The following is a 19,187-nucleotide window of genomic DNA, read 5'->3' as shown; positions in this document are numbered from 1 at the left end:
ACTACGACTGCCCGGAGAGCCGAAATACGAAACGCAGTTCGGCTAACCGGTGGGCACTGTTCGCAAAGCGGCGGGAAGGCTGGGAAGGAAGTGTTTGCGAGCGAAAGCGCGGATGTCGTCGGCGGACTGCAGAGGCTGGGAACTGGGCAGCAGCAACACCATCACCGCATACCGCAGGATCGTGTCGGCCAACTCCTCGACGGTTTCGTCGCCGATGCGTTCGGCGAACCCGGCGGGGAAGATGATTCGCAACGCGGCGGCCATCCTGGTGATCGCGGCGTCGTAGTGCGTGCGGGCAAGTTCGAGCAGCAGAGCGGGTTCGTCGGTCAGTATCCGGTACAGCACGCGGTGGCGACGGAACTTCAGGATCGACAGGGTGAACGCCTCGACGTAGTAGTTCGACTGCGGCCCAGCGCGTTTGACCTCTTCGGCGATGTCGGCGAACAGCGCGATGTTCTCGCGTTCGATCACCGCGGCCACGAGTTCGTCGCGGTTGGCGAACCGTCGGTAGATCGTGGTCCGGCTGACGCCTGCGCGGCGGGCGACGTCGTCGAGCGCGACCCGCCGAAAGCCGTGCCGTTCGAACTCGATGACGGCGGCGTCCAGGATGGCTTCCGTCGCGGGCGACGAATCGGGTCCCGTCGCGGGCGACGAATCAGGTCCAGTCGCGGGCGACGAATCAGGTCCAGTCGCGGGCGACGAATCAGGCCCGTGGGCCGGGTCAGGCCCGGGCATAACCCTTTTGGGCGTAGCTGTTGTAGCGCCAGCTCATGGGCAGACGATCCCACACCCAGTTGACCGGACGCGACCGCCACAGCGCCGCAAAGCGTTGGTAGCGGCGCTCCTGGCGGTCACTCCACGGCAGTTGCAGCAGTTCGCGCGCGCGGGGCGGCAGGCCCCCGGTGGTCAGGAACGCTGCGAGCGGGTTGAACGCCGGTGCGATCAGCTTCCACGCCCATGCGGGGACACCCTTGGGGCACGGGAAACCCTTCTTCACGTAGCCGACGCCGTACACCGCGGTTTTGTGCGCGACGACGATCTCGTCGAGCATGCGGTCCCAGTACCGTTCGAACTCGTCGTAGGTGGCGGGCATCGGCCGGTCACTGACGCCGTAGCGGCGGTACCACGTCTTCGACTCGAGATAGATCTGCTCTTTTTCCTCGCGGCTCAGCCGCTTGACGAAGGTGTCGGCGAAGTACAGCACCTGCTCGACGAATGTCGCGTGCGCCCAGAAGTAGGTCTCCGGATCCAGGGCGTGGTACCGGGCACCGTCGGGCATGTTGCCCTTGATGTCGGTGTGGAAGTCGCGCACCTGGGTGCCCGGGTGGTCGTCTTCGGAGCCGTAGACCGTGTTGAAGATCGGCGGCAGCGAGCGCTTGACCCGCGCGGCGGTGTCGTCGAAGAACACCGAGTGGTCCAGTACGCCCTGGCCGAGTTCGGCGAGCATGTTCTGAAGCACTGCGGGGCGGGGTCCGATCAGGTACATCCGGTTGTCCCCGAAATAGCGCCACACCAGCGACTGCGGGCCCAGCGGCAGCGCATCGTCGACGGGCCTGTCTGTCTGCACCAATTCGGTCATGAGACACAGTGTTACAAATTTTGCACTTTGTACCAAGTGGCTGTGAGGGGTCTCACGGTGCCGGCGAGCGACCTGTTGTGCCCGCGATGCAACGGCGTGTCGCGGTGCAAACGCGGTCAGTCGCGGAGGGAGAGGGTGCCGACGCGGGCGGTCAGTCGCGCGATGGTGCAGAACGGCGTGCGCGCCGCAGATGCGCGATGGCCAGCACCACGAGCACACCGGCGAGCGCGGCCAGCAGCAGCGCCAGCCCCACCATCGGCGCGCGGTACTCGACCGAGGTGGTCTGGGGTTCACCTTCGAGCACCGGTGCGACGACGACCGTCGCCTTCGCCGCCAACCAGCTCAGCACGCTGCCCACCGCGGCGGCGACGCCCAGCACCAGTTCGAGCGCTGCGCGGACCGTCATACCGGCGGGATGCGCTCTTCGATGAGCTGCGTCAGCGTCTGCCGCAGCGTCTGATGCTTGCGGGCCCAGGCTTGGGCGGTGCGGTCATTGGTCATCTTCAGCCCGATCCCCGTGCGGCCGCGCGGGACACCGGTGAGCTCGCCGAGCGCGCGCGCCGACTGCCATTTCGGCGGCTCGGAACCGGTTGCCTCGGGGTAGATGCGGACGATCTCGTCGGTACTGATGCGCTCGGTGCCCTGCCGCAACGTCTCGGTCGTCAACTCGACCGAGGTGTGGATGCGCGCGGCCTTGACCTGGATCGCGAGGAAGCCGCTGACGAGGACCAGGAACATGCCGGGAACCAGCCATTGAAACCCGTAGCCCGCCGATGCCTGGATCAACCCCATCGCGATCGCCGCGGCGGGCCCGGCGGCCAACCACCACCAGCTGGCCCCCTGCTCGTAGAACAGCACCTGCGGCGGGCTCTGCTTGTCGGTCACGTCGCTTCCTCTTGCGCGTTCGCGCTCGGCCGTGTGATCAGGATGGCGCCCGCGACAAGGGGCAGCACCGCGAGCACCGTTATGATGTGGACGACGCCGCGCATCGCGAGCAGCGCGACGAATACGACGATGGTCAGCGCCAACGCGACCCCGGCCCGGCGGAACCGGACGTCGCCTGCGCGGCTGCGGCCCGCGAGGAAGGCCATGCCGGCGCCCGCGACGGCGGTGAGGACCCCCGCGCCGCGGAACAGCGGCGGCAGATCCACCGAGGCGGCGATCAGCCCGCCCAGCATCAACATCACCGCGGCGAGGACCCAGCACCAGAAGGCGGCGGTGACGACGCGGGTTCGCGGCGCAGGAGCGGTCATGGTCGGGTCAGCCTATCGGGTCACCGGGTGAAGTAGTCGTTGGCGTCTTTTCGGTGCAGCAGGTACACACCGCCGACGATCAGCACCGAGCCTAGGATCGCGGTGACGGCGTAGGCGAGCGCGGCGGCCGGCGGCCGATCCTCGCTGAACAAGCTGCTCACGACGTACACGACCGCGGCGACGCCGGCGCCGGTCAGCACGGTGCGGGTCCACCGGTAACCCTGACGCATCAACACCTGGAAGGTCAGCGCGACGGCGCCGAGGATCACGATGAACACCACCGAGAGGGCCAACACCGGCGCGGGCAGGCCCTCGGCGCGTTCGCTGACCAGCAGGTCGACCACCTGGCCGACGACCAACAGGACGAGCGCGACCACCCACAGCCAGAAACCGGTGTCGACATCGTCTGGGCGGGCGCCCGGCTCAGGCGGCTGGCCGGCCGCGTCCGGTCGGCCCTGCGACTCCGGATTCACGCCAGCCAACCGGCGACGTCGGCCGCCCAGTACGTCAGGACGATGTCCGCACCGGCCCGCCGAATGCTGGTCAGCGTCTCCAGTGCCACCGTCTGCAGGTCGACCCAGCCGTTGGCGGCTGCGGCGCTGATCATCGAGTACTCACCGGACACCTGGTAGGCGGCCACCGGGACGGGCGAGCCATCGGCGGCTGCGCGCACCACGTCGAGGTAGCCCATCGCCGGCTTGACCATCACGATGTCGGCGCCCTCGTCGATGTCGAGTTCCACCTCGTGCAGCGCCTCGCGGGCGTTGCCCGGATTCTGTTGGTAGGTGCGACGATCCCCGCGCAGGCTCGATCCCACGGCTTCGCGGAACGGGCCGTAGAAGCCCGAGGCGAATTTCGCCGCATACGCCAGGATCACCGTGTCGGTGTGCCCGGCAGCGTCCAGGCCGTCGCGGATCGCGGCGACCTGGCCGTCCATCATTCCGCTCGGGCCGACGACGTGCGCTCCTGAATCCGCCTGTGCCACAGCGAGTTCCACGTAGCGCTTGGTCGTCAGGTCGTTGTCGACGCGGCCCGCGGAGTCCAGCACGCCGCAGTGACCGTGGTCGGTGAACTCGTCGAGGCAGGTGTCGGCCATCAGCACGGTGTCCTCGCCGAGGTCAGTCGCCAAATCACGCAGGGCGACGTTGAGGATGCCGTTCTCGGCGACACCGACCGAACCGGTGGAATCCTTGTCCTCGTCGCGCGGTACACCGAACAGCATCAGACCACCCACCCCGGCGGCCACCGCGTCGGCGGCGGCGCGACGCAGCGAGTCGCGGGTGTGTTGGACGACGCCGGGCATGGAGGAGATCGGGCGCGGCTCGGCGATCCCGTCGGCGACGAACATCGGCAACACGAGTTGCCTTGGCTCCAAGGTTGTTTCGGCGACCAGTCGCCGCAGCGCCGGAGTCGTGCGCAGCCGGCGGGGGCGGTGCCTGGGAAAAGCCATGCAAACCCACCTTCGGTCTCGCGGTCAGCGGCGGCGGCTCTTCTTACGCGGCGGGGGCAGGGCGCCCTCGGCGCGCAGCCGGGCGGCGTGCTCGGCGAGCGCCTCGACCAGCGGTCCGACGGCGGCCACCTCGGGCTGCACATCGACGCGCAGACCGAATTCCGCTGCGGTCTCGGCGGTCTTGGGCCCGATGCACGCCACAATGGTGCGCGCATGCGGCTTGCCCGCGATACCGACCAGGTTGCGCACCGTGGAGCTCGAGGTGAAGCAGACCGCGTCGAAGCCGCCGGTCTTGATCATCTCGCGGGTGTGCGCGGGCGGCGGCGCGGCACGCACCGTTCGGTAGGCCGTGACGTCCTCGATCTCCCACCCGCGTTCACGCAGGCCCTCGGCCAGCGTCTCGGTGGCGATGTCGGCGCGCGGCAGCAGCACCCGGTTCACCGGGTCGAAAACGTCGTCGTACGGCGGGAACTCATCGAGCAGGCCCAGCGAGGACTGCTCGCCGGCGGGCACCAGCTCGGGATTGATGCCGAACGCGCGCACCCGGTCGGCGGTGGCCTGGCCGACGCACGCGATCCTCACCCCCGAGAACGCCCGGGCGTCCAGACCGAACTCGTTGAACTTCTCCCACACCGCACGCACCGCGTTGGTCGAGGTGAACACGACCCACTGGAACCGGCCGTCGACCAGTCCCTTGACGGCGCGCTCCATTTGAGCGGGGCTGCGCGGCGGCTCGACGGCGATGGTCGGGACCTCGATGGGCAGCGCACCGTGACCCACCAGCTTCTCGCTCATCTCCCCGGCCTGGTCCTTGGTGCGGGGCACCAGCACGGTCCAGCCGTACAGGGCGCGGCTCTCCCACCAGTTCAGCTTCGTGCGGTTGGCCACGGTCTTGCCGATGGTCACCACCAGCGGTCCGGCCAATGGACCGGCCGGCTCGGTGCCCGCCAGGGTGGCCTTGTCGAGCAACCCGGCCAACGTGGTCTCGACCGAACGCTGCTGGCACGTCGTGCCGTTGGCGGTGACCACCAGCGGGGTGGTGTCGGTCAGCCCGTACTCGATCAGCGTGCGCGCCGCATCGGGCAGATGGGACGCCGTCGCGTGCAGGATCAGCGGGCCGGGTGCGGCGGCCAGCGCGGCCCAGTCGACATCGGGGTCGCGGACATCGGCCACGGTGTGCGCCGAACCCAGCGGCAGGCCCGCATAGGTGGGCACCGCGGTGGTGTCGGGCAGGCCGGGCACGATCTCGAAGTTCAGGTGCGACTTGGCCAACGCCGACACCTCGGTGATCACGGCGTCCACCGACAGCGGGTCGCCCGCCACCAGCCGAACCACGTCGACCCCGGTGCGCGCCTCGGTGATCAGGGTCTTGGCCACCTCGGCCGGATCGCCTACGGCCGACCGGATATCCGGCCCACCGGGCAGCGCCGGTGTTTCCTTGCCCGAGGCCTCGCCGTTGTCGGCGGTCTCGGCGGGTTCGGGCCCCGAGGGCGGCGGCAGTTCGCAACCCACCAGGGCCAGCACCGCTTCGGGCACGTCGGGATCGGTGAACACCAAGGCAGCGTTGGCGAGCACCGTGTGGGCCCGCGTCGTCAGCAGTCCCGGGTCGCCCGGACCCGAGCCGACGAACGTGATGCGGCCCGGCTTCGGCTTGCGCCCCCGCCCGCTGGTCTGGCCTGTCATCTCAGTCACTCATCTCTCTGCTCTTCGCTCAACGCTCATCGCAGCTCTACTGCTTCATCTGGCGTCCGCCATGAGGTCGCGCGCCCCGAGGTCGAACAGCTCCTCGGCCACCGAGAGCCCCAGCTCCCGGGCCCGGTCGGTCGTGCCGACGCCGGACGCGCGGATCACGTCGGATCCGTCCAGTGCCGCCACGCAGCCGCGCAGCGACACCTCTTCGAAGACGTTGCCGTCCTCATCGATGGACTCGACCACCTCAGCGATCGCGCCCACCGGTGCGTGACAACCCGCCTCCAGTCGGGCGAGCAGGGCCCGTTCAGCGGTGACCGCGGCGCGTGTGTCGGCGTCGTCCAACTCCGCCAGCAGCGCGGCGAGCTCGGTGTCGTCTGCGCGGCACTCGACCGCGAGCGCACCTTGAGCCGGCGCTGGCAACATCTGCACCGGCTCGAGAGTCTCGGTGACATCGGCCAGTCGCCCGATGCGGGCCAGTCCCGCCCGTGCGACTACGATGCCGTCGAGATCACCGTTGCTAACCCTGTTCAACCTGGTATCCAGGTTGCCTCTTAGGGGGCGGATTTCCAAACCGAGACCCAGTGCTCTAAGCTGTGCGGCCCTCCGCGGGCTCGATGTGCCGATCAGAGAACCCGGCGGCAACTCCCCCAGCACCAGCCCGTCGCGCGCCACCAGGGCGTCCCGGGGGTCTTCGCGCGGGGGACTCGCGGCGATGACGAAGCGCGCATCGGCCGCGGTCGGCAAATCCTTGAAGGAGTGCACGGCCGCGTCCACCCGGCCGTCGTGGATGGCCTCCCGCAGGGCGGCGGTGAACACGCCCACGCCGATCTCGGCGATCGGACCCTGGTTGCGGTCCCCCTCGGTGGAGATGGGGACGAGCTCGGCTTCATGCCCGTTCGCGATGAGCGCGTCCCGGACCGTACCGGCCTGAGTGGTCGCCAGGAGACTGGCGCGAGTGCCTATCCGAATTACAGTCAAGCGTTACTCGGCCTTGTCGAGATCCGTTGTGATCAAAGGTAATTCGGGCCCTGCGACGGCGTCGACGGCCTGCTGGTCGAGTTCGAACAGCTCGCGCAGCGCCTCGGCGTAGCTGTCTCCGCCCGGCGCGCTCGCCAATTGTTTGACGCGCACCGTCGGCGCGTGCAGGAGTTTGTCGACGACCCGTCGCACCGTCTTGGCGACCTCGTCGCGGTGCGCGGCGTCCAAGCCCGGCAGGCGGTGATCCAGCCTCAGCAACTCCGCCTCGACCACGTCGGCGGCGCGCTGACGCAGGGCGGTGACGGTCGGGGTGACCTCGGCCATCCGCTGACCGGCCAGGTAGTTGGCGACCTCCGCGGCCACGATCGCGCGGGCGGCTTCGGCGTCGGACGCCGCGGCGCGGGCCGCCGGTTCGCGCTGGATACGGTCCATGTCGACGACGGAGACGCCGGGCAGGCCTGCCACGGCGGGGTCGACGTCACGGGGCATGCCGAGGTCGCAGATGACGAGCTGTTTGGGCTCTTGACCGTGCGCCAGGCCGCGGTGCACGTCGGCCAGTGATACCACCGGGCGCACCGCTCCCGTGCAGGAGACGACCACGTCGGCGTCTGTCAGCAGCGGGGGCAGATGGTCGAACGGGAATGCGTGCGCCTCGACGCCCAGTTCCCGGATGTTCGCGGCGAGCCGTTTGGCCCGGGGCTGACTGCGGTTCACGACGTGGATCCGGTCGACGCCCGCGCGGGTCAGGTGCTTGGCGGCCAGCGAGCCCATCGAACCGGCCCCGATGACCACCGCGGTGCGGCCGGCCAGCGAGCCGAGCTTGGATTCGGCGCTGCACAGTGCGACCGACACCACCGAGGCGCCCGCGGCGTCGATGCCGGTCTCGGTGTGCACTCGCTTGCCGACGCCGAGCGCGCGCTGCGACAACTCGTGCAGCGTGCGTCCGACGGTGTGGTTGGCCTCGGCGGCGGCGTAGGCGCGCCGTACCTGGCCGAGGACCTGTTGTTCGCCGACGACGGCGGAATCCAGGCCGGAGGCGACTGCGAACAGGTGCTCGACGGCCGCTTCGGCGTACCGCACATACGCGTATTTGGTCAGGTCGTTGAGGCTCATCCCGGAGTGCTCGGAGAGCACCTGGCCGATCACCGACAATCCGCCGTGGAACGCATCGACGACCGCGTAGATCTCGACGCGGTTGCACGTGGACAGCACCATGGCCTCGGTGACGAGCGAGGATTGCAGCACCTGATCGACGATCTTGGCCTGATCGGACTCGTCCGTGCTCAGCTGCTCGAGCACCGACACCGGCGCACTGCGGTGCGAAACCCCAAAAAGCAACACGCTCACGGCTTCATCACCACGTCATCCAAGGTAGTCGCTGAACAGTTAGCTCACCAAATTCCAACCATTATCGCTGAAATTGCGTTCCGGCAGCCGAATCACCAGTGCAGGCCTGCTGGAACGCAATTTTGCGCGGAAACGGATGGTCACCCGGCCAAGTCGGCGCGAAGGCGCGGCTCGTCGATCTCCCAGTAGCTGTGCTCGCTGCCGTCGAGCAGAACGACCGGGAGCCGGTCGCCGTACTCCGCGCGCAGCCCGGAGTCGCCCGCGGCCGCGGCGGCATCGACATCGGTGACAGCAAGCGTGAAGCCCAGCTCCTCGGCCAGCGCCGCGAGTCGGGCGGCCGCCGCCGAGCAGATCGTGCAACCGTCGCGCGTCAGCAACTCCACCCGGTGCTCCACCTGGCCAGTATCTCCACTTCCGTGTCTTAGGGTTGATTCGTGTCTCGAAACGGCGACCGCGAAGCTGCTGAACAGCAACTTGCCGGTGAGGCCAGCGCGGAGGCGGCCTTCACCGACCTCGCGGCCGAAGCTGCCGCGGCGCCGCCCGCTCCGCCACCGGACCTGACCGCGGCGGCGTTCTTTGACGTCGACAACACCCTTGTGCACGGCTCTTCGCTGCTGCACTTCGCCCGCGGCCTGGCCGCCCGCAAGTACTTCACCTACGGCGACATCGCGCGGTTCGTGTACGCGCAGGCGAAGTTCCAGCTGACCGGACGCGAGAACAGCGATGACGTGGCAGCCGGCCGACGCAAGGCGCTGGCCTTCATCGAGGGCCGTTCGACGGCCGAACTCATGGCGGTCGGCGAGGAGATCTACGACGAGATCATCGCCGACAAGATCTGGCCCGGCACCCGCGCGCTCGCGCAGATGCACCTCGACGCCGGACAGCAGGTGTGGCTGGTCACCGCGACGCCGTACGAACTGGCCGCGACCATCGCCAAGCGGCTGGGCCTGACCGGAGCGCTGGGCACCGTCGCGGAATCCGTCGACGGGGTGTTCACCGGACGCCTGGTCGGCGACATCCTGCACGGCACCGGCAAGGCGCACGCGGTGCGCTCGTTGGCCATCCGCGAGGGGCTCAACCTGCGCCGCTGCACGGCCTACTCGGACAGCTTCAACGACGTCCCGATGCTCTCGCTGGTGGGTACCGCGGTGGCGATCAACCCCGACGCCGACCTGCGCGACCTGGCCCGTGAGCGGGGCTGGGAGATCCGCGACTTCCGCACCGCCCGCAAGGCCGCGCGCATCGGAGTTCCGTCCGCGCTTGCGCTCGGCGCGGCAGGAGGGGCGCTGGCAGCGGTGGTCTCCCGCCGCCAGGAGGGCCGCTGACGAGCCGCTCTGGTCGCGGCGGGGGTCGAGACCCGCTGATAGGCTCGCGCCGCTGACTCCGAGGACGAGACGGCAGCCCGCGCACGCGAGGAGCAGTTCAGGTATGGCAATCGCAGAGAACATCATCGGAACGCACTACCGGTATCCCGATTACTTCGAGGTCGACCGGGAGAAGATCCGCGAGTTCGCACGGGCGGTCAAGGACGATCACCCCGCGCATTTCAGCGAGGAGGCCGCCGCCGGGTACGGCTACGACTCGCTGATCGCCCCGCTGACGTTCCTGGCCGTCGCCGGTCGCCGGGTTCAGTTGGAGATCTTCAATCAGTTCGACGTGCCGATCAATATGGAGCGCGTCCTGCACCGCGACCAGAAGATCACGTTCCACCGTCCGATTTTGGCCGGCGACAAGCTGTTCTTCGACTCCTACCTCGATTCGGTCACCGAATCGCACGGCGCCATCGTCACCGAGGTGCGCGGCGAAGTGACCGACGCCGACGGGAACCCCGTCCTGACGAGCGTCGTCACGGTCATGGGCGAGGCGCAGTCGGACACCGAAGCCGATGAGGTGAGTCAGCGCATCGCCGCGGCACGTGACGAGGCAATCGCGAAAATGATTGCCAAGCAAAGTAATTCGTAGAGCTAGCGGCTTTCGGCGCCCTCAGCCGAAGAACGTGTTGCGACGTTGCGTGAGCAGTTGGTACAGCGTCTGCTGGATGGTCTCGCGCACCTGGTCGGTGAGTTCGAAGGTGATCATCGGATCGTCGGCGGCCGACTCGTCGTAATCCGCGGTCTCGATCGGTTCACCGAACTGGATGTGCCACTTCGACGGCAGCGGCACCATGCCGGCCGGACCCGCCAGCGGGAAGAACGGTGTGATCGGGAAGTACGGCAGCCCGAGCAACCGGGCCAGCAGCTTGACGTCGGCGATCATCGGATAGATCTCCTCGGACCCGACGATCGAGCACGGCACGATGGGCGCCTTGGTGCGCAGCGCCGCGCCGACGAAGCCCCCGCGGCCGAATCGCTGCAGCTTGTAGCGGTCCTTGAAGTGCTTGCCGAGACCCTTGTAGCCCTCGGGGAAGACCGCGGTCAGCTCGCCCGCGGCCAGTAGCCGGTGCGCGTCGGCGGTGCAGGCCATGGTGTGGCCGGCCTTGCGGGCCGCCTGGCCGACCACGGGCAGGTCGAACACCATGTCGGCAGCGAGCAGGCGCAGGTCGCGATGCGTCGGGTGGTGGTCGTGCACTGCCACCGATGTCATCAGCCCGTCGAACGGCAGCACGCCGGCGTGGTTGGCGACCACGAGCGCGGCACCGGATTCGGGCAGGTGCTCGATCCCGCTGACCTCGACCCGGAACCACGATTTGAAGAAGACTCTCAGCAAAGGCAAGAAGATTGCGTTGTTGAGGTGGGCATCGAACCCGAACTCGTCGACGGTGTAATCACCCGTCATCCGCTTACGCACGAACTCGGCGACCGAGGCGATCTGCTTGGCCAGTTCGGTGGGCGTCTCGTCGACCGACGGTGCGCCCGCGGCGCCGCCGCGGTGCTCGTCGATCTCGCGGACGACGGCGGCGATCTCTTCGGCAGAGGCCCCGCCCACCGGATCCGACATTTGCGAGGGATGTCGGCGCGAGCCCTGCGCTCGTGCGGCATTACGCCGCTGAGCCGCTGCACGACTCGAATTGCCATGCAGCGGAATAACTTTCGCCTTGGACTCGCCCGCCACGGTCGTTTCCTTCTCCCCACCCGATCAGTTGATGCGCCTAGCGCCCCCACCTTTGCGCCGCGGCAACGGCGCGACTCTCCATTGAGCGTACCCACCGCGGGTCGACGATCGGAGTCAATCCGCGACCTCGGACGTAATCGTCGAAGGCCTCCACCGTCGTCCACTTCGGGTTATAGCCGAGATCGTTGCGCATCCGCGATGTGTCCATCACTCTGCCATAACTGAGGTAGTTCAGCTGTTCTCGATCGAGTTCAGTGTAACGAGTCGCACGCCTCAGCGAATCCACGGCAGCCAGCGCCGATCGCGGCACCGGCAACGCGATCCGGCCGGCCCGCCGGATCGCCTGGCTCATCATCACGATGCCGGACGCGCCGACGTTGTAGGTGCCCGCCTTGCCGGCCATCGTCGCGCGCTCGAGGGCCCCGAGCGCATCCTGCTCGTGCAGCAGCTGCAGGCGGGCGTCGTGTCCGATCACCGTCGGCACCACGGGGCCGGCGAGGTAGCGCGACAACGCGGTGTCCATGCCCGGTCCGATCATGTTGGCCAGCCGCAGGATGGTGACCGCGATGTCGGGCCGACGACGTCCCAGTCCGCGCGCATAGCCCTCGATGTCGATGCTGTCGCGGGCGAAGCCCTCCCCCGGTGGCCGTCGCGCGCTGGTGTCCTCGGTGAACATCACCGGGTCGCGCGCGGTCGAGCCGTACACCTCCGACGTGGACTTGAGCACCACGCGCTGCACCGAGGGCGCCTTCTGGCAGGCCGCGAACAGCTGGATCGCGCCCATCACGTTGAGTTCCTTGAGCGTCGCCCGGCCCCCGGAGCGGGGCGCGTAGGACGCCGCCGCGGCATGCACCACGGTGTCGACGTCGCCGTTGCGGATGACCTTCGCGATGAAGGGGTTGCGGATGTCGGCGCGAACGAACTCCGCGCGGCCCATCCGCCGCAGAAGGTCCTTGCTCGGCGTGATCGCATCGACGGCGATCACATGGTTGATCAACGGGTTCTGCGCCAGCCTTGCCGTCAGGTAGCCGCCGAGAAACCGGCACGCCCCGGTGACCAGGACGACCTTCGGATACTGCACGGCATCGCGCGGGTCAGTTCCGTTGACGTCTCCGTTGGCACGGCCCTCGGAATCCATGTCCGGTCAGCCTAGCGACCGCGGGCGGCGATTACTTGCCGAGTTTTCTGCGCTGGACCCGGGTGCGACGAAGCAGCTTGCGGTGCTTCTTCTTCGACATGCGCTTGCGCCGCTTCTTGATGACTGAACCCATGAACTCCGCTACCTACGCCTTACCTGCCCGATGAGCATCGTTGACTGACCCGGCCACTTTACCGGGCTGTGCAGGTAACCGCGAAACGCGCCCGACCGGTCACCAGCGTCGCGCCGAGTTCGCGGAAGTCGATCAGCCTGCGTCGAAGTACGAGCTCTCCAACATGTCGTGAACAGCCTTCGCATGCACGCGGAACGAGCGCCCGACCCGGACGGCAGGCAGCTCGCCGTTGTGCACCAGCCGGTACACGGTCATCTTGCTGACCCGCATCAGGCTCGCCACCTCGGCGACGGTGAGGAATTGCGCCCGTGGCTGTTGACCGTCGGATCCGGAGTCCCGAGCCGACTTCCCACTGGCCGAGTCCCGCGAGGATGGCCCGTTCATAGACGTCATCGCAACCCAATCATTCAGGCACGGGCAGTTCCAGCGGCTTCCCCACCGCTGGCACCAACCCGTGCTTACACGAGGAGAATAGCGTGGCAGATGGTGTTACTGCGACGGGTGTGGGCAATTTAAAGAATTACTCAGATGTAATTCCGAGCTGCTCAGAGCGCCTTTTCGCGGCCTCGACCGCTCTGGCTACCGCCGCCCGCAGGCCGCCCCTCTCGAGCTCGCGCAGACCGGCGGCGGTGGTGCCACCCGGGGAGGTGACCGTCGCGCGCAGCTGAGCGGGCGTGGTGTCCATTCCGGCACCCGACGGACCGCCCGCGGCGCCTCCCGCCGCCGCGGTCCGGTCGAGGCGATCCAGCAACATCGCGGCCGACCCCGCCATGGTCTGCGCGACCAGATCGGTGGCCGCCGATCGCGACAGCCCGGCGTCGACGCCGGCGTCGACGAGCGCCTCGACCATCAAGAAGAAATAGGCCGGCCCGGACCCGGAGATCGCGGTGACCGCGTCGAGTTGGGCCTCGGGCACCGTCAGTACGCCGCCGACCGCATCGAAGATCGCCGAGACCTCTTTCATCTGTTCGGCGGTGGCGAAGCGCCCGGCCGACAGCGCGCTCACCCCGCCGCCGACGACCATCGGCGCGTTGGGCATGACCCGGATCACCGGCGCTCCGGCGGGCAGCTTGTTCTCGTAGTACTCGGTGGTGACACCGGCCGCAACCGTCACGAAAACCTGTTCGGCCGTGTCACTTTCGGCGTTGGTCGCGGCATCGACGATCTCGTCGACGAGTCCGGCCACGTCGGCGGGTTTGACCGCCACGATCACGTAGCTCGCGTGGTCCACGGCGTTGGCCACCGTCGTCACCAACACCGAATAGGTGTCGGCCAGGTACTGTGCCCGGTCCGGATCCTTCTCCGCCACCACGAGGTCCTTGACCTGCCGCCCGGCCCGCAGCAGCCCGGACAGCAGCGCCTCACCGATACTTCCACCGCCGACGATCGCGATTCTGGCCATGCCGGAAGCATTGCAGACGGTTGAGCACCGCGGGTGCCGGCCACCCACCGCGGGGTGACCGATCAGGCCTGCGGCACCAGCGCCAGTTGGCGGGACTGCACGACGATGTGGCCCTCACAGTCGACGACGATGTGGTCCTCGTCGAACCAGTCCTGGCCGATCTGCACGGTGGTGCAGAGCACGCGCAGCCACCCGTCGGCGGGCAGGGTCCGCAGATAGGCCGTCAGCTGGACGGTGGGCGCCCAGCCGAACCGGTTGACACCGAAGGTCACCGGGGCCGACACGTCGCCGCACAGCAGCGCGAAAAGCACGTCCGGGGCGCAGCCTTTGGGGCGCACCCAGTACTCGATCACCGGCGGTCCGCCGTCGGAGCGCGGTTCCATCGTGGTCAGCGAGGGCCGGATATCGCAGCCGTGCGCGAGGTGGACGATGTCGGCCATCGGGTGTCCTTCGCCTATCGGCTCCAGGCCGGGCGGCGGATCCGGTTGCATCAACGGGATCACGGGATTGACCGAGAGCAGCGGGGCCACATGGTGTTCCGGCTCGCCGAGCGTGATCGCGGCCCGAAGCGCCGTGCGGTCACCCTGGTTGAGTTCGACGTCGATCAGGCTGACCCGACGTCCGCGCTTGCGCACCGTGGTGACCACCTGCATCGGGCCGGGGTCGGGCGCCCACAGGAAGTTTCCCGACACCGCGATCGGTTGGACGTCCCCGTCCCCTGCGCTACGCGCGTGGGCCCAGTGCTCGGTCCGCGCGGCGTTCGCGCACAGCGCGAGCATCGCACCACCGTGCACCTTCGGCCCGATCGTCCAATGTTCGTTCAGCTCACCGTGATACACGCCGTCACCGGCGTGAGTGAGCGCCATGGCGTCGGTGAACAGGGTGGAGCCGGCCATCTGGTGAATCCTTCTGGAAGCGAGTTCGGAGAAAGCGGTCAGGGTGTGTCAGCGCAGCAGGTGCCTGCGGGCGAACTGCAACGACTCGACCAGCAGCGCTTCGCGTTCGGCGGCGGTGCGCGCACCCGATGTGGTCACCTCGAGGATCACATGGCCGTTGAAGTCGCTTGCGGCCAGCATCTCGCAGACCTCCACCGTCGGCTGGGTTCCGCGCCCGGGCACCAGATGCTCGTCGGTCGACGCGCCGCTGCCGTCGCACAGGTGCAGGTGCACCAGCCCCTCACCCATGCGGTGCGCCATCTCGAGTGCGTCGGAGCCGGCGGTCGCGGTGTGCGACAGGTCGAGTGTGTAGTGGGCGTGGTCGCCGTCGAGCGGATCGTAGGACGGTGCGAACGCCGAGATGCCCGGTCCGGGCCTGCCGCCGCGTTTGCGCATGCGCTCGATCGAGGTCTGACCCGCGCCGAAGAAGCGGTCGGCACGGAACGGGAACATGTTCTCCACGGCGACCATCACCTCGCTGGACGCTTCGAGCTCGGCAACCTGCTCGGAGAAGCCTTCGGCGTAGCGGCGCTGCCACCGGAACGGCGGGTGCACGACGACGGTCTGGGCGCCCAGTTGCTCGGCCGCGCGCACGCTGCGTTCGAGTTTCGGGATCGGGTTCGCGCCCCACACGCGCTGCGAGATCAGCAGGCACGGTGCGTGCACCGAGAGCACCGGCATGTCGTAACGCTTCGACAGCTCTTCGATGGCCCCGATGTCCTGGCTGACCGTCTCGGCCCACACCATGAGCTCGACACCGTCGTATCCGAGCTTGGCCGCGTATTCGAAGGCCGCCTCGGTTCTCAGCGGGTAGACCGAGGCCGTCGACAGACCGACCTTGATGGCTGGACGCACGGGTGATTGGGCGCCTCAAGCCGCCTGCATGAGTGCCAGCGGCCCGAAGGTCACCATCGCGCCGACCGCGACGGCGATCAGTGTGCTGCCGATGTCCTCGGTCTTGCGGACCACGCGCACGCCGACCACCAACCCCAGGATCACCAGCACGCCGAGCACCAGCGCGACAATGCTGTTCCACTTCCACAGCTGGTCGAACGCGATGAACAACCCGGCGCCGAACGCGACCGCGACCACGCACTGCCCGACGACCATGGCCCCGCGCAGGAACGACGACATCGCACCCGAGCGCGCGGTGTCCTCCTCCTCGTCGAGGTCGACGTCGGCCGGGCTCGACCCGTTGTCGCGGCGAGCGACGTCGTCGTCGATGTCGGGGCCGCCGAACAGGGCATCGTCGCGGGACTTCAGGTAGGACGGCCGATCCTCGCGCTCATCGTCGTGCTCCGGCTCGGCCACGGCGACCGCCGCGTCGGCGACCTCGTCCTCGTCGGCCTCCGGGTCGGCCCAGTCGAGTGGATCCGGGCTCATCTCCTCGGCGCCGACCTGGGCCTCGCTGCGCTCTGCCGATGCGCTGCGACCGAGCATGCCGAAGCGCCGGCGCGCGAAGCTCGAGCGCCGAGGCGGGGCGAAGAAGTCGAGGTCCTCGTCGGCGTCGCGCTGCTCGATGTGGGTCTGGTAGTCGGCGACGGCATCTGCGTAGTCGTCGCCTTCGTCCGCGTCGGCCTCGTCGGCCCGCTCCTCGACCTCGACGGCCTCGACCTCGGAGGTCTGGTCGTCGGGGGCCTCGAGGGTCTCGGATTCAGGCACCTCGAGCGCTTCGGCGTCGAGCTCGTCGGCGTCGGTCTCTTCGGCGTCGGTCTCGACCTGTCCGACCGTCTCCTCGACGTGATCGACGGCACCGTTGGTGGCCGCGGCCTCGGGGGCCTCGGCGGCGGCGGCCTCCGCTGTCTCGGTCGCGGCGGGTTCGGTGTCCGCGGTTTCGGCGGGAGCGACGGGTTCGGCGTCGGCGGGGGCCGCTACCACCGCTGCGGCCGAACGCCCCGTGGCGGGTGCGTCGTCGTCACGGATGATCGGGATCTCGCCGGTCAGTTCGGCGACGGTGATGGAGTCGGCGCCGCGGCGACGACGGCGCCGCCCGCCGACCGGCGGGGCACCGATCGTGCCGTTGCGCGCCAGCAACTCCGCGACCGAGATGGGTCGCGTGTTGCTGTGGTCGTCTTCTGGTCCTGTCATCGTGTGTTGCCTTCGGGCCTCGTCATCTATCGTCCAGCATTACGCACAAACGTCTGCGCTGAGGCCGGATTGTCGGCACCGCCGGCGAAACCGCTGCCATCGGCTTCGCTGTCGAGTCTCCGCAGAATCAGCCCCTCCCGCAACGCCCAGGGGCAGATGTCGACGCTCTCGACGCCGAGGGCATTCATGCTCGCCTCAGCCACCAACGCTCCGGCCACGATCTGTGGCGCCCGATCGGCACTCACCCCTTCCAGTTCGGCACGGTCAGCCGCGGTCATCCTAGAGATGAAATTTATGAGCTGCCTTAATCCGGTGGCGGTCAGCGTCCGTTTGACCCGCGGACCCGCCCCGGAGGGCGCCGCGCCGGTCAGCCTGGCCAGCGAACGGAAGGTCTTCGACGACGCGACCGCGAGGTCGGGGGCACCGGGCTTGAGCATCTGGGCTCCGGCGTCGGCCAACTCGGTGGCCAGCCAGTCGCGCAGCATCCCCACCCGCCGCCTGCCCGGTGGATCGTCGGGAAGCCACTCGCGGGTGAGCCGGCCCGCCCCCAGCGGAAGGGACAGCGCAACCTCGGGCTCCTCGTCCACGCCGTTGGACAGTTCGAGCGAGCCGCCACCGATGTCGATGTTGATGATGCGTCCGGCGCTCCAGCCGTACCACCGTCGCACCGCCAGAAACGTCAGCCGCGACTCGTCGACACCGGCAAGCACACGCAGCGCCACCCCCGTCTCGGCGAGCACCCGCGCGAGCAGTTCCTCGGAGTTCTTCGCGTCGCGCACCGCGGAGGTGGCGAACGCCATCAGCTCGGCACAGCCGGAACTCGTGGCGATCTTGGCGAATTCGTCGATGGTGCCGATCAGTTTGTCAGCACCCCTGCGGGTGATCTTGCCGTCACTGTCGATGGCCTCGGCGAGGCGCAGCGAGGCCTTGGTCGAACTCATCGGCGTCGGGTGGCCACCGCGTCGCGCGTCCACCACCAGAAGGTGAACGGTATTGCTGCCCACGTCGAGCACGCCTAATCGCACTCGTCCAACTTAATGGGTCTACCGTTGGCAATTGTGACTGCACCGCACCGTGGAGAGGTCGAACTCGATTTCGCCCGTGAGTGGGTCGAGTTCTACGACCCTGACAATCCCGAGCACTTGATCGCGGCCGATCTGACGTGGTTGCTTTCGCGGTGGACGTGCGTGTTCGGTACCCCGGCGTGCAAGGGCACGGTGGAGGGACGCCCGGACGACGGGTGTTGTTCGCACGGCGCGTTCATGTCCGACGACGACGACATCGCGCGCCTCGACGACGCGGTGAAAACGCTGACCGCCGAGGACTGGCAGTTCCGCGAGAAGGGGCTCGGCAAAAAGGGCTACCTCGAGATGGACGAGTACGACGACAAGCCCAACCTGCGCACCCGGAAGTACAAGGGCGCCTGCATCTTCCTGAACCGGCCCGGTTTCGCCGGCGGCATCGGATGTGCATTGCACAGCAAGGCGCTCAAGCTCGGCGTCGAACCGCTGACCATGAAACCCGACGTGTGCTGGCAGCTGCCGATCCGCCGCACACAGGAGTGGGTGGAGCGGCCCGACGGGACCGAGATCCTCAAGACGTGGATCACCGAGTACGACCGTCGCGGCTGGGGCGAAGGTGGCGCCGACCTGCACTGGTACTGCACCGGCGATCCCAACGCGCACGTCGGTAGCAGGCAGGTGTGGGAGTCCTACGGCCCCGAACTGACCGAACTGCTCGGCGAGAAGGCGTACGCGGAGCTCGCCGCGATGTGCAAGCGGCGCAGCGGCTTAGGGCTCATCGCGGTGCACCCCGCGACCCGCCTGGCCGGATGAAGCTCTTTCTGTTCCGGCTCATCCCGCCGCGGGCGGATTTCGCCCAGACCATGACACCCGCCGAACACGAGGCGATGGCGGCGCATCAGGAGTACTGGGAGCAACTGCTCGCCGAGGGCCGCGTCGTCGTCTACGGGCCGGTCGCCGATCCCGAAGGCGTGTGGGGAATGGGCGTGCTGCGCGCAGGCGATCGCGCCGAGGTGCTCGCGATCGCCGAGCGCGACCCGTCGGTCACCGCCGGTGTCAACACGTTCGACGTCCTCGAGATCATGGGCGGCACCACGGGATGATCCCGGCGCTCACGAA

24 protein-coding genes are annotated in these 19,187 nt (G+C 68.4%); 4 read left to right on the top strand and 20 right to left on the bottom strand.

From position 1 onward, the window contains the following. Positions 1–42: 42 nt before the first annotated feature. The 11 genes from AU197_RS04415 to AU197_RS04365 all read right to left on the bottom strand — a co-directional run bounded on the left by AU197_RS04415 (position 43) and on the right by AU197_RS04365 (position 8,694). The gene (locus tag AU197_RS04415) at positions 43–735 is read right to left on the bottom strand and encodes a TetR/AcrR family transcriptional regulator (protein ID WP_082696496.1); all 693 of its coding nucleotides are present in this window, start codon (positions 733–735) and stop codon (positions 43–45) included. After that, complete coding sequence (locus tag AU197_RS04410) at positions 722–1,579, bottom strand: oxygenase MpaB family protein (protein ID WP_064401307.1); 858 nt, start codon at positions 1,577–1,579, stop codon at positions 722–724. Before AU197_RS04410 ends, AU197_RS04415 begins: the two co-directional genes overlap by 14 nt. 151 nt (positions 1,580–1,730) lie before the next feature. Beyond that, a complete protein-coding gene (locus AU197_RS04405) occupies positions 1,731–1,985 on the bottom strand; it encodes a hypothetical protein (protein ID WP_064401306.1) in 255 nt (84 codons plus the stop codon). Continuing rightward, on the bottom strand, positions 1,982–2,464 hold the full coding sequence (mce1N, locus tag AU197_RS04400; RefSeq protein WP_064401305.1) for a transport-regulating membrane protein Mce1N: 483 nt from the start codon (positions 2,462–2,464) through the stop codon (positions 1,982–1,984). Before mce1N ends, AU197_RS04405 begins: the two co-directional genes overlap by 4 nt. Next, on the bottom strand, positions 2,461–2,832 hold the full coding sequence (locus AU197_RS04395; protein WP_064401304.1) for a hypothetical protein: 372 nt from the start codon (positions 2,830–2,832) through the stop codon (positions 2,461–2,463). The genes mce1N and AU197_RS04395 overlap by 4 nt, the downstream gene beginning before the upstream one ends. A gap of 20 nt (positions 2,833–2,852) precedes the next feature. Beyond that, positions 2,853–3,305, bottom strand: a complete 453-nt coding sequence (locus AU197_RS04390) for a hypothetical protein (protein WP_064401303.1) — start codon at positions 3,303–3,305, stop codon at positions 2,853–2,855. Continuing rightward, positions 3,302–4,282: a porphobilinogen synthase gene (gene hemB, locus AU197_RS04385; protein ID WP_064401302.1), complete on the bottom strand. Its 981-nt coding sequence runs from the start codon at positions 4,280–4,282 to the stop codon at positions 3,302–3,304. The genes AU197_RS04390 and hemB overlap by 4 nt, the downstream gene beginning before the upstream one ends. Positions 4,283–4,306: 24 nt before the next feature. After that, complete coding sequence (locus AU197_RS04380) at positions 4,307–5,965, bottom strand: bifunctional uroporphyrinogen-III C-methyltransferase/uroporphyrinogen-III synthase (protein WP_064401301.1); 1,659 nt, start codon at positions 5,963–5,965, stop codon at positions 4,307–4,309. A gap of 54 nt (positions 5,966–6,019) precedes the next feature. Continuing rightward, complete coding sequence (hemC, locus tag AU197_RS04375; RefSeq protein ID WP_064401300.1) at positions 6,020–6,952, bottom strand: hydroxymethylbilane synthase; 933 nt, start codon at positions 6,950–6,952, stop codon at positions 6,020–6,022. Positions 6,953–6,955: 3 nt separating this feature from the next. Continuing rightward, entirely contained in the window at positions 6,956–8,299 is a 1,344-nt protein-coding gene (locus AU197_RS04370; protein WP_064401299.1) for a glutamyl-tRNA reductase, read from the bottom strand. A gap of 140 nt (positions 8,300–8,439) precedes the next feature. Beyond that, the gene (locus AU197_RS04365; RefSeq protein ID WP_064401298.1) at positions 8,440–8,694 is read right to left on the bottom strand and encodes a glutaredoxin family protein; all 255 of its coding nucleotides are present in this window, start codon (positions 8,692–8,694) and stop codon (positions 8,440–8,442) included. Between the two features lie 39 nt (positions 8,695–8,733). On the opposite strand from AU197_RS04365, the gene AU197_RS04360 reads away from it, so the two are divergent. Both AU197_RS04360 and AU197_RS04355 read left to right on the top strand, forming a co-directional pair. Beyond that, a complete protein-coding gene (locus tag AU197_RS04360) occupies positions 8,734–9,624 on the top strand; it encodes an HAD family hydrolase (protein WP_064401297.1) in 891 nt (296 codons plus the stop codon). Between the two features lie 103 nt (positions 9,625–9,727). Further along, complete coding sequence (locus AU197_RS04355; protein ID WP_064401296.1) at positions 9,728–10,261, top strand: FAS1-like dehydratase domain-containing protein; 534 nt, start codon at positions 9,728–9,730, stop codon at positions 10,259–10,261. Positions 10,262–10,282: 21 nt separating this feature from the next. On the opposite strand, the gene AU197_RS04350 is transcribed toward AU197_RS04355, so the two are convergent. The 9 genes from AU197_RS04350 to AU197_RS04315 form a co-directional block, all read right to left on the bottom strand. Further along, positions 10,283–11,350 carry a lysophospholipid acyltransferase family protein gene (locus tag AU197_RS04350; protein WP_064401295.1) on the bottom strand — a complete coding sequence of 356 codons (1,068 nt, stop codon included), beginning with the start codon at positions 11,348–11,350 and terminating at the stop codon, positions 10,283–10,285. Positions 11,351–11,387: 37 nt separating this feature from the next. Beyond that, positions 11,388–12,488 carry an SDR family oxidoreductase gene (locus AU197_RS04345; RefSeq protein ID WP_064401294.1) on the bottom strand — a complete coding sequence of 367 codons (1,101 nt, stop codon included), beginning with the start codon at positions 12,486–12,488 and terminating at the stop codon, positions 11,388–11,390. Positions 12,489–12,519: 31 nt separating this feature from the next. After that, positions 12,520–12,621: a 30S ribosomal protein bS22 gene (locus AU197_RS25890; protein ID WP_003402602.1), complete on the bottom strand. Its 102-nt coding sequence runs from the start codon at positions 12,619–12,621 to the stop codon at positions 12,520–12,522. A 132-nt stretch (positions 12,622–12,753) separates the two neighbouring features. Further along, complete coding sequence (locus tag AU197_RS04340; RefSeq protein ID WP_064351303.1) at positions 12,754–13,014, bottom strand: helix-turn-helix domain-containing protein; 261 nt, start codon at positions 13,012–13,014, stop codon at positions 12,754–12,756. Positions 13,015–13,141: 127 nt separating this feature from the next. Continuing rightward, positions 13,142–14,023: a pyrroline-5-carboxylate reductase gene (gene proC / locus AU197_RS04335; protein ID WP_064401293.1), complete on the bottom strand. Its 882-nt coding sequence runs from the start codon at positions 14,021–14,023 to the stop codon at positions 13,142–13,144. 62 nt (positions 14,024–14,085) lie between these two features. Then, complete coding sequence (locus tag AU197_RS04330) at positions 14,086–14,919, bottom strand: thioesterase family protein (protein ID WP_064401292.1); 834 nt, start codon at positions 14,917–14,919, stop codon at positions 14,086–14,088. 48 nt (positions 14,920–14,967) lie between these two features. After that, on the bottom strand, positions 14,968–15,813 hold the full coding sequence (locus AU197_RS04325) for a sugar phosphate isomerase/epimerase family protein (RefSeq protein WP_064401291.1): 846 nt from the start codon (positions 15,811–15,813) through the stop codon (positions 14,968–14,970). Positions 15,814–15,828: 15 nt separating this feature from the next. Beyond that, positions 15,829–17,046: an Rv0497 family membrane protein gene (locus tag AU197_RS04320; protein WP_064401290.1), complete on the bottom strand. Its 1,218-nt coding sequence runs from the start codon at positions 17,044–17,046 to the stop codon at positions 15,829–15,831. Between the two features lie 26 nt (positions 17,047–17,072). Beyond that, positions 17,073–18,071: a Ppx/GppA family phosphatase gene (locus tag AU197_RS04315; RefSeq protein WP_064401289.1), complete on the bottom strand. Its 999-nt coding sequence runs from the start codon at positions 18,069–18,071 to the stop codon at positions 17,073–17,075. Between the two features lie 12 nt (positions 18,072–18,083). Here AU197_RS04315 and AU197_RS04310 point away from each other — a divergent pair, with 12 nt between their 5' ends. Both AU197_RS04310 and AU197_RS04305 read left to right on the top strand, forming a co-directional pair. Next, positions 18,084–18,881 carry a DUF3109 family protein gene (locus AU197_RS04310; protein ID WP_082696495.1) on the top strand — a complete coding sequence of 266 codons (798 nt, stop codon included), beginning with the start codon at positions 18,084–18,086 and terminating at the stop codon, positions 18,879–18,881. Next, positions 18,878–19,171, top strand: coding sequence for a YciI family protein (locus AU197_RS04305; protein ID WP_064401287.1), 294 nt, complete (start codon positions 18,878–18,880; stop codon positions 19,169–19,171). Before AU197_RS04310 ends, AU197_RS04305 begins: the two co-directional genes overlap by 4 nt. Positions 19,172–19,187: the final 16 nt, after the last annotated feature.

The organism is Mycobacterium sp. IS-1590 (assembly GCF_001500025.1).
Classification (GTDB): domain Bacteria; phylum Actinomycetota; class Actinomycetes; order Mycobacteriales; family Mycobacteriaceae; genus Mycobacterium.
Note: the sequence above shows the minus strand (reverse complement) of the source record. Positions and strands in the feature narration are given on the sequence as shown.

Coding starts and splice junctions, on each gene's coding strand:
- AU197_RS04415 (WP_082696496.1), bottom strand. CDS start 735: ATGCCCGGGCCTGACCCGGCCCACGGGCCTGATTCGTCGCCCGCGACT.
- AU197_RS04410 (WP_064401307.1), bottom strand. CDS start 1,579: ATGACCGAATTGGTGCAGACAGACAGGCCCGTCGACGATGCGCTGCCG.
- AU197_RS04405 (WP_064401306.1), bottom strand. CDS start 1,985: ATGACGGTCCGCGCAGCGCTCGAACTGGTGCTGGGCGTCGCCGCCGCG.
- AU197_RS04395 (WP_064401304.1), bottom strand. CDS start 2,832: ATGACCGCTCCTGCGCCGCGAACCCGCGTCGTCACCGCCGCCTTCTGG.
- hemB (WP_064401302.1), bottom strand. CDS start 4,282: ATGGCTTTTCCCAGGCACCGCCCCCGCCGGCTGCGCACGACTCCGGCG.
- AU197_RS04380 (WP_064401301.1), bottom strand. CDS start 5,965: ATGACAGGCCAGACCAGCGGGCGGGGGCGCAAGCCGAAGCCGGGCCGC.
- AU197_RS04355 (WP_064401296.1), top strand. CDS start 9,728: ATGGCAATCGCAGAGAACATCATCGGAACGCACTACCGGTATCCCGAT.
- AU197_RS04345 (WP_064401294.1), bottom strand. CDS start 12,488: ATGGATTCCGAGGGCCGTGCCAACGGAGACGTCAACGGAACTGACCCG.
- AU197_RS25890 (WP_003402602.1), bottom strand. CDS start 12,621: ATGGGTTCAGTCATCAAGAAGCGGCGCAAGCGCATGTCGAAGAAGAAG.
- AU197_RS04340 (WP_064351303.1), bottom strand. CDS start 13,014: ATGACGTCTATGAACGGGCCATCCTCGCGGGACTCGGCCAGTGGGAAG.
- proC (WP_064401293.1), bottom strand. CDS start 14,023: ATGGCCAGAATCGCGATCGTCGGCGGTGGAAGTATCGGTGAGGCGCTG.
- AU197_RS04330 (WP_064401292.1), bottom strand. CDS start 14,919: ATGGCCGGCTCCACCCTGTTCACCGACGCCATGGCGCTCACTCACGCC.
- AU197_RS04320 (WP_064401290.1), bottom strand. CDS start 17,046: ATGACAGGACCAGAAGACGACCACAGCAACACGCGACCCATCTCGGTC.
- AU197_RS04310 (WP_082696495.1), top strand. CDS start 18,084: ATGGGTCTACCGTTGGCAATTGTGACTGCACCGCACCGTGGAGAGGTC.
- AU197_RS04305 (WP_064401287.1), top strand. CDS start 18,878: ATGAAGCTCTTTCTGTTCCGGCTCATCCCGCCGCGGGCGGATTTCGCC.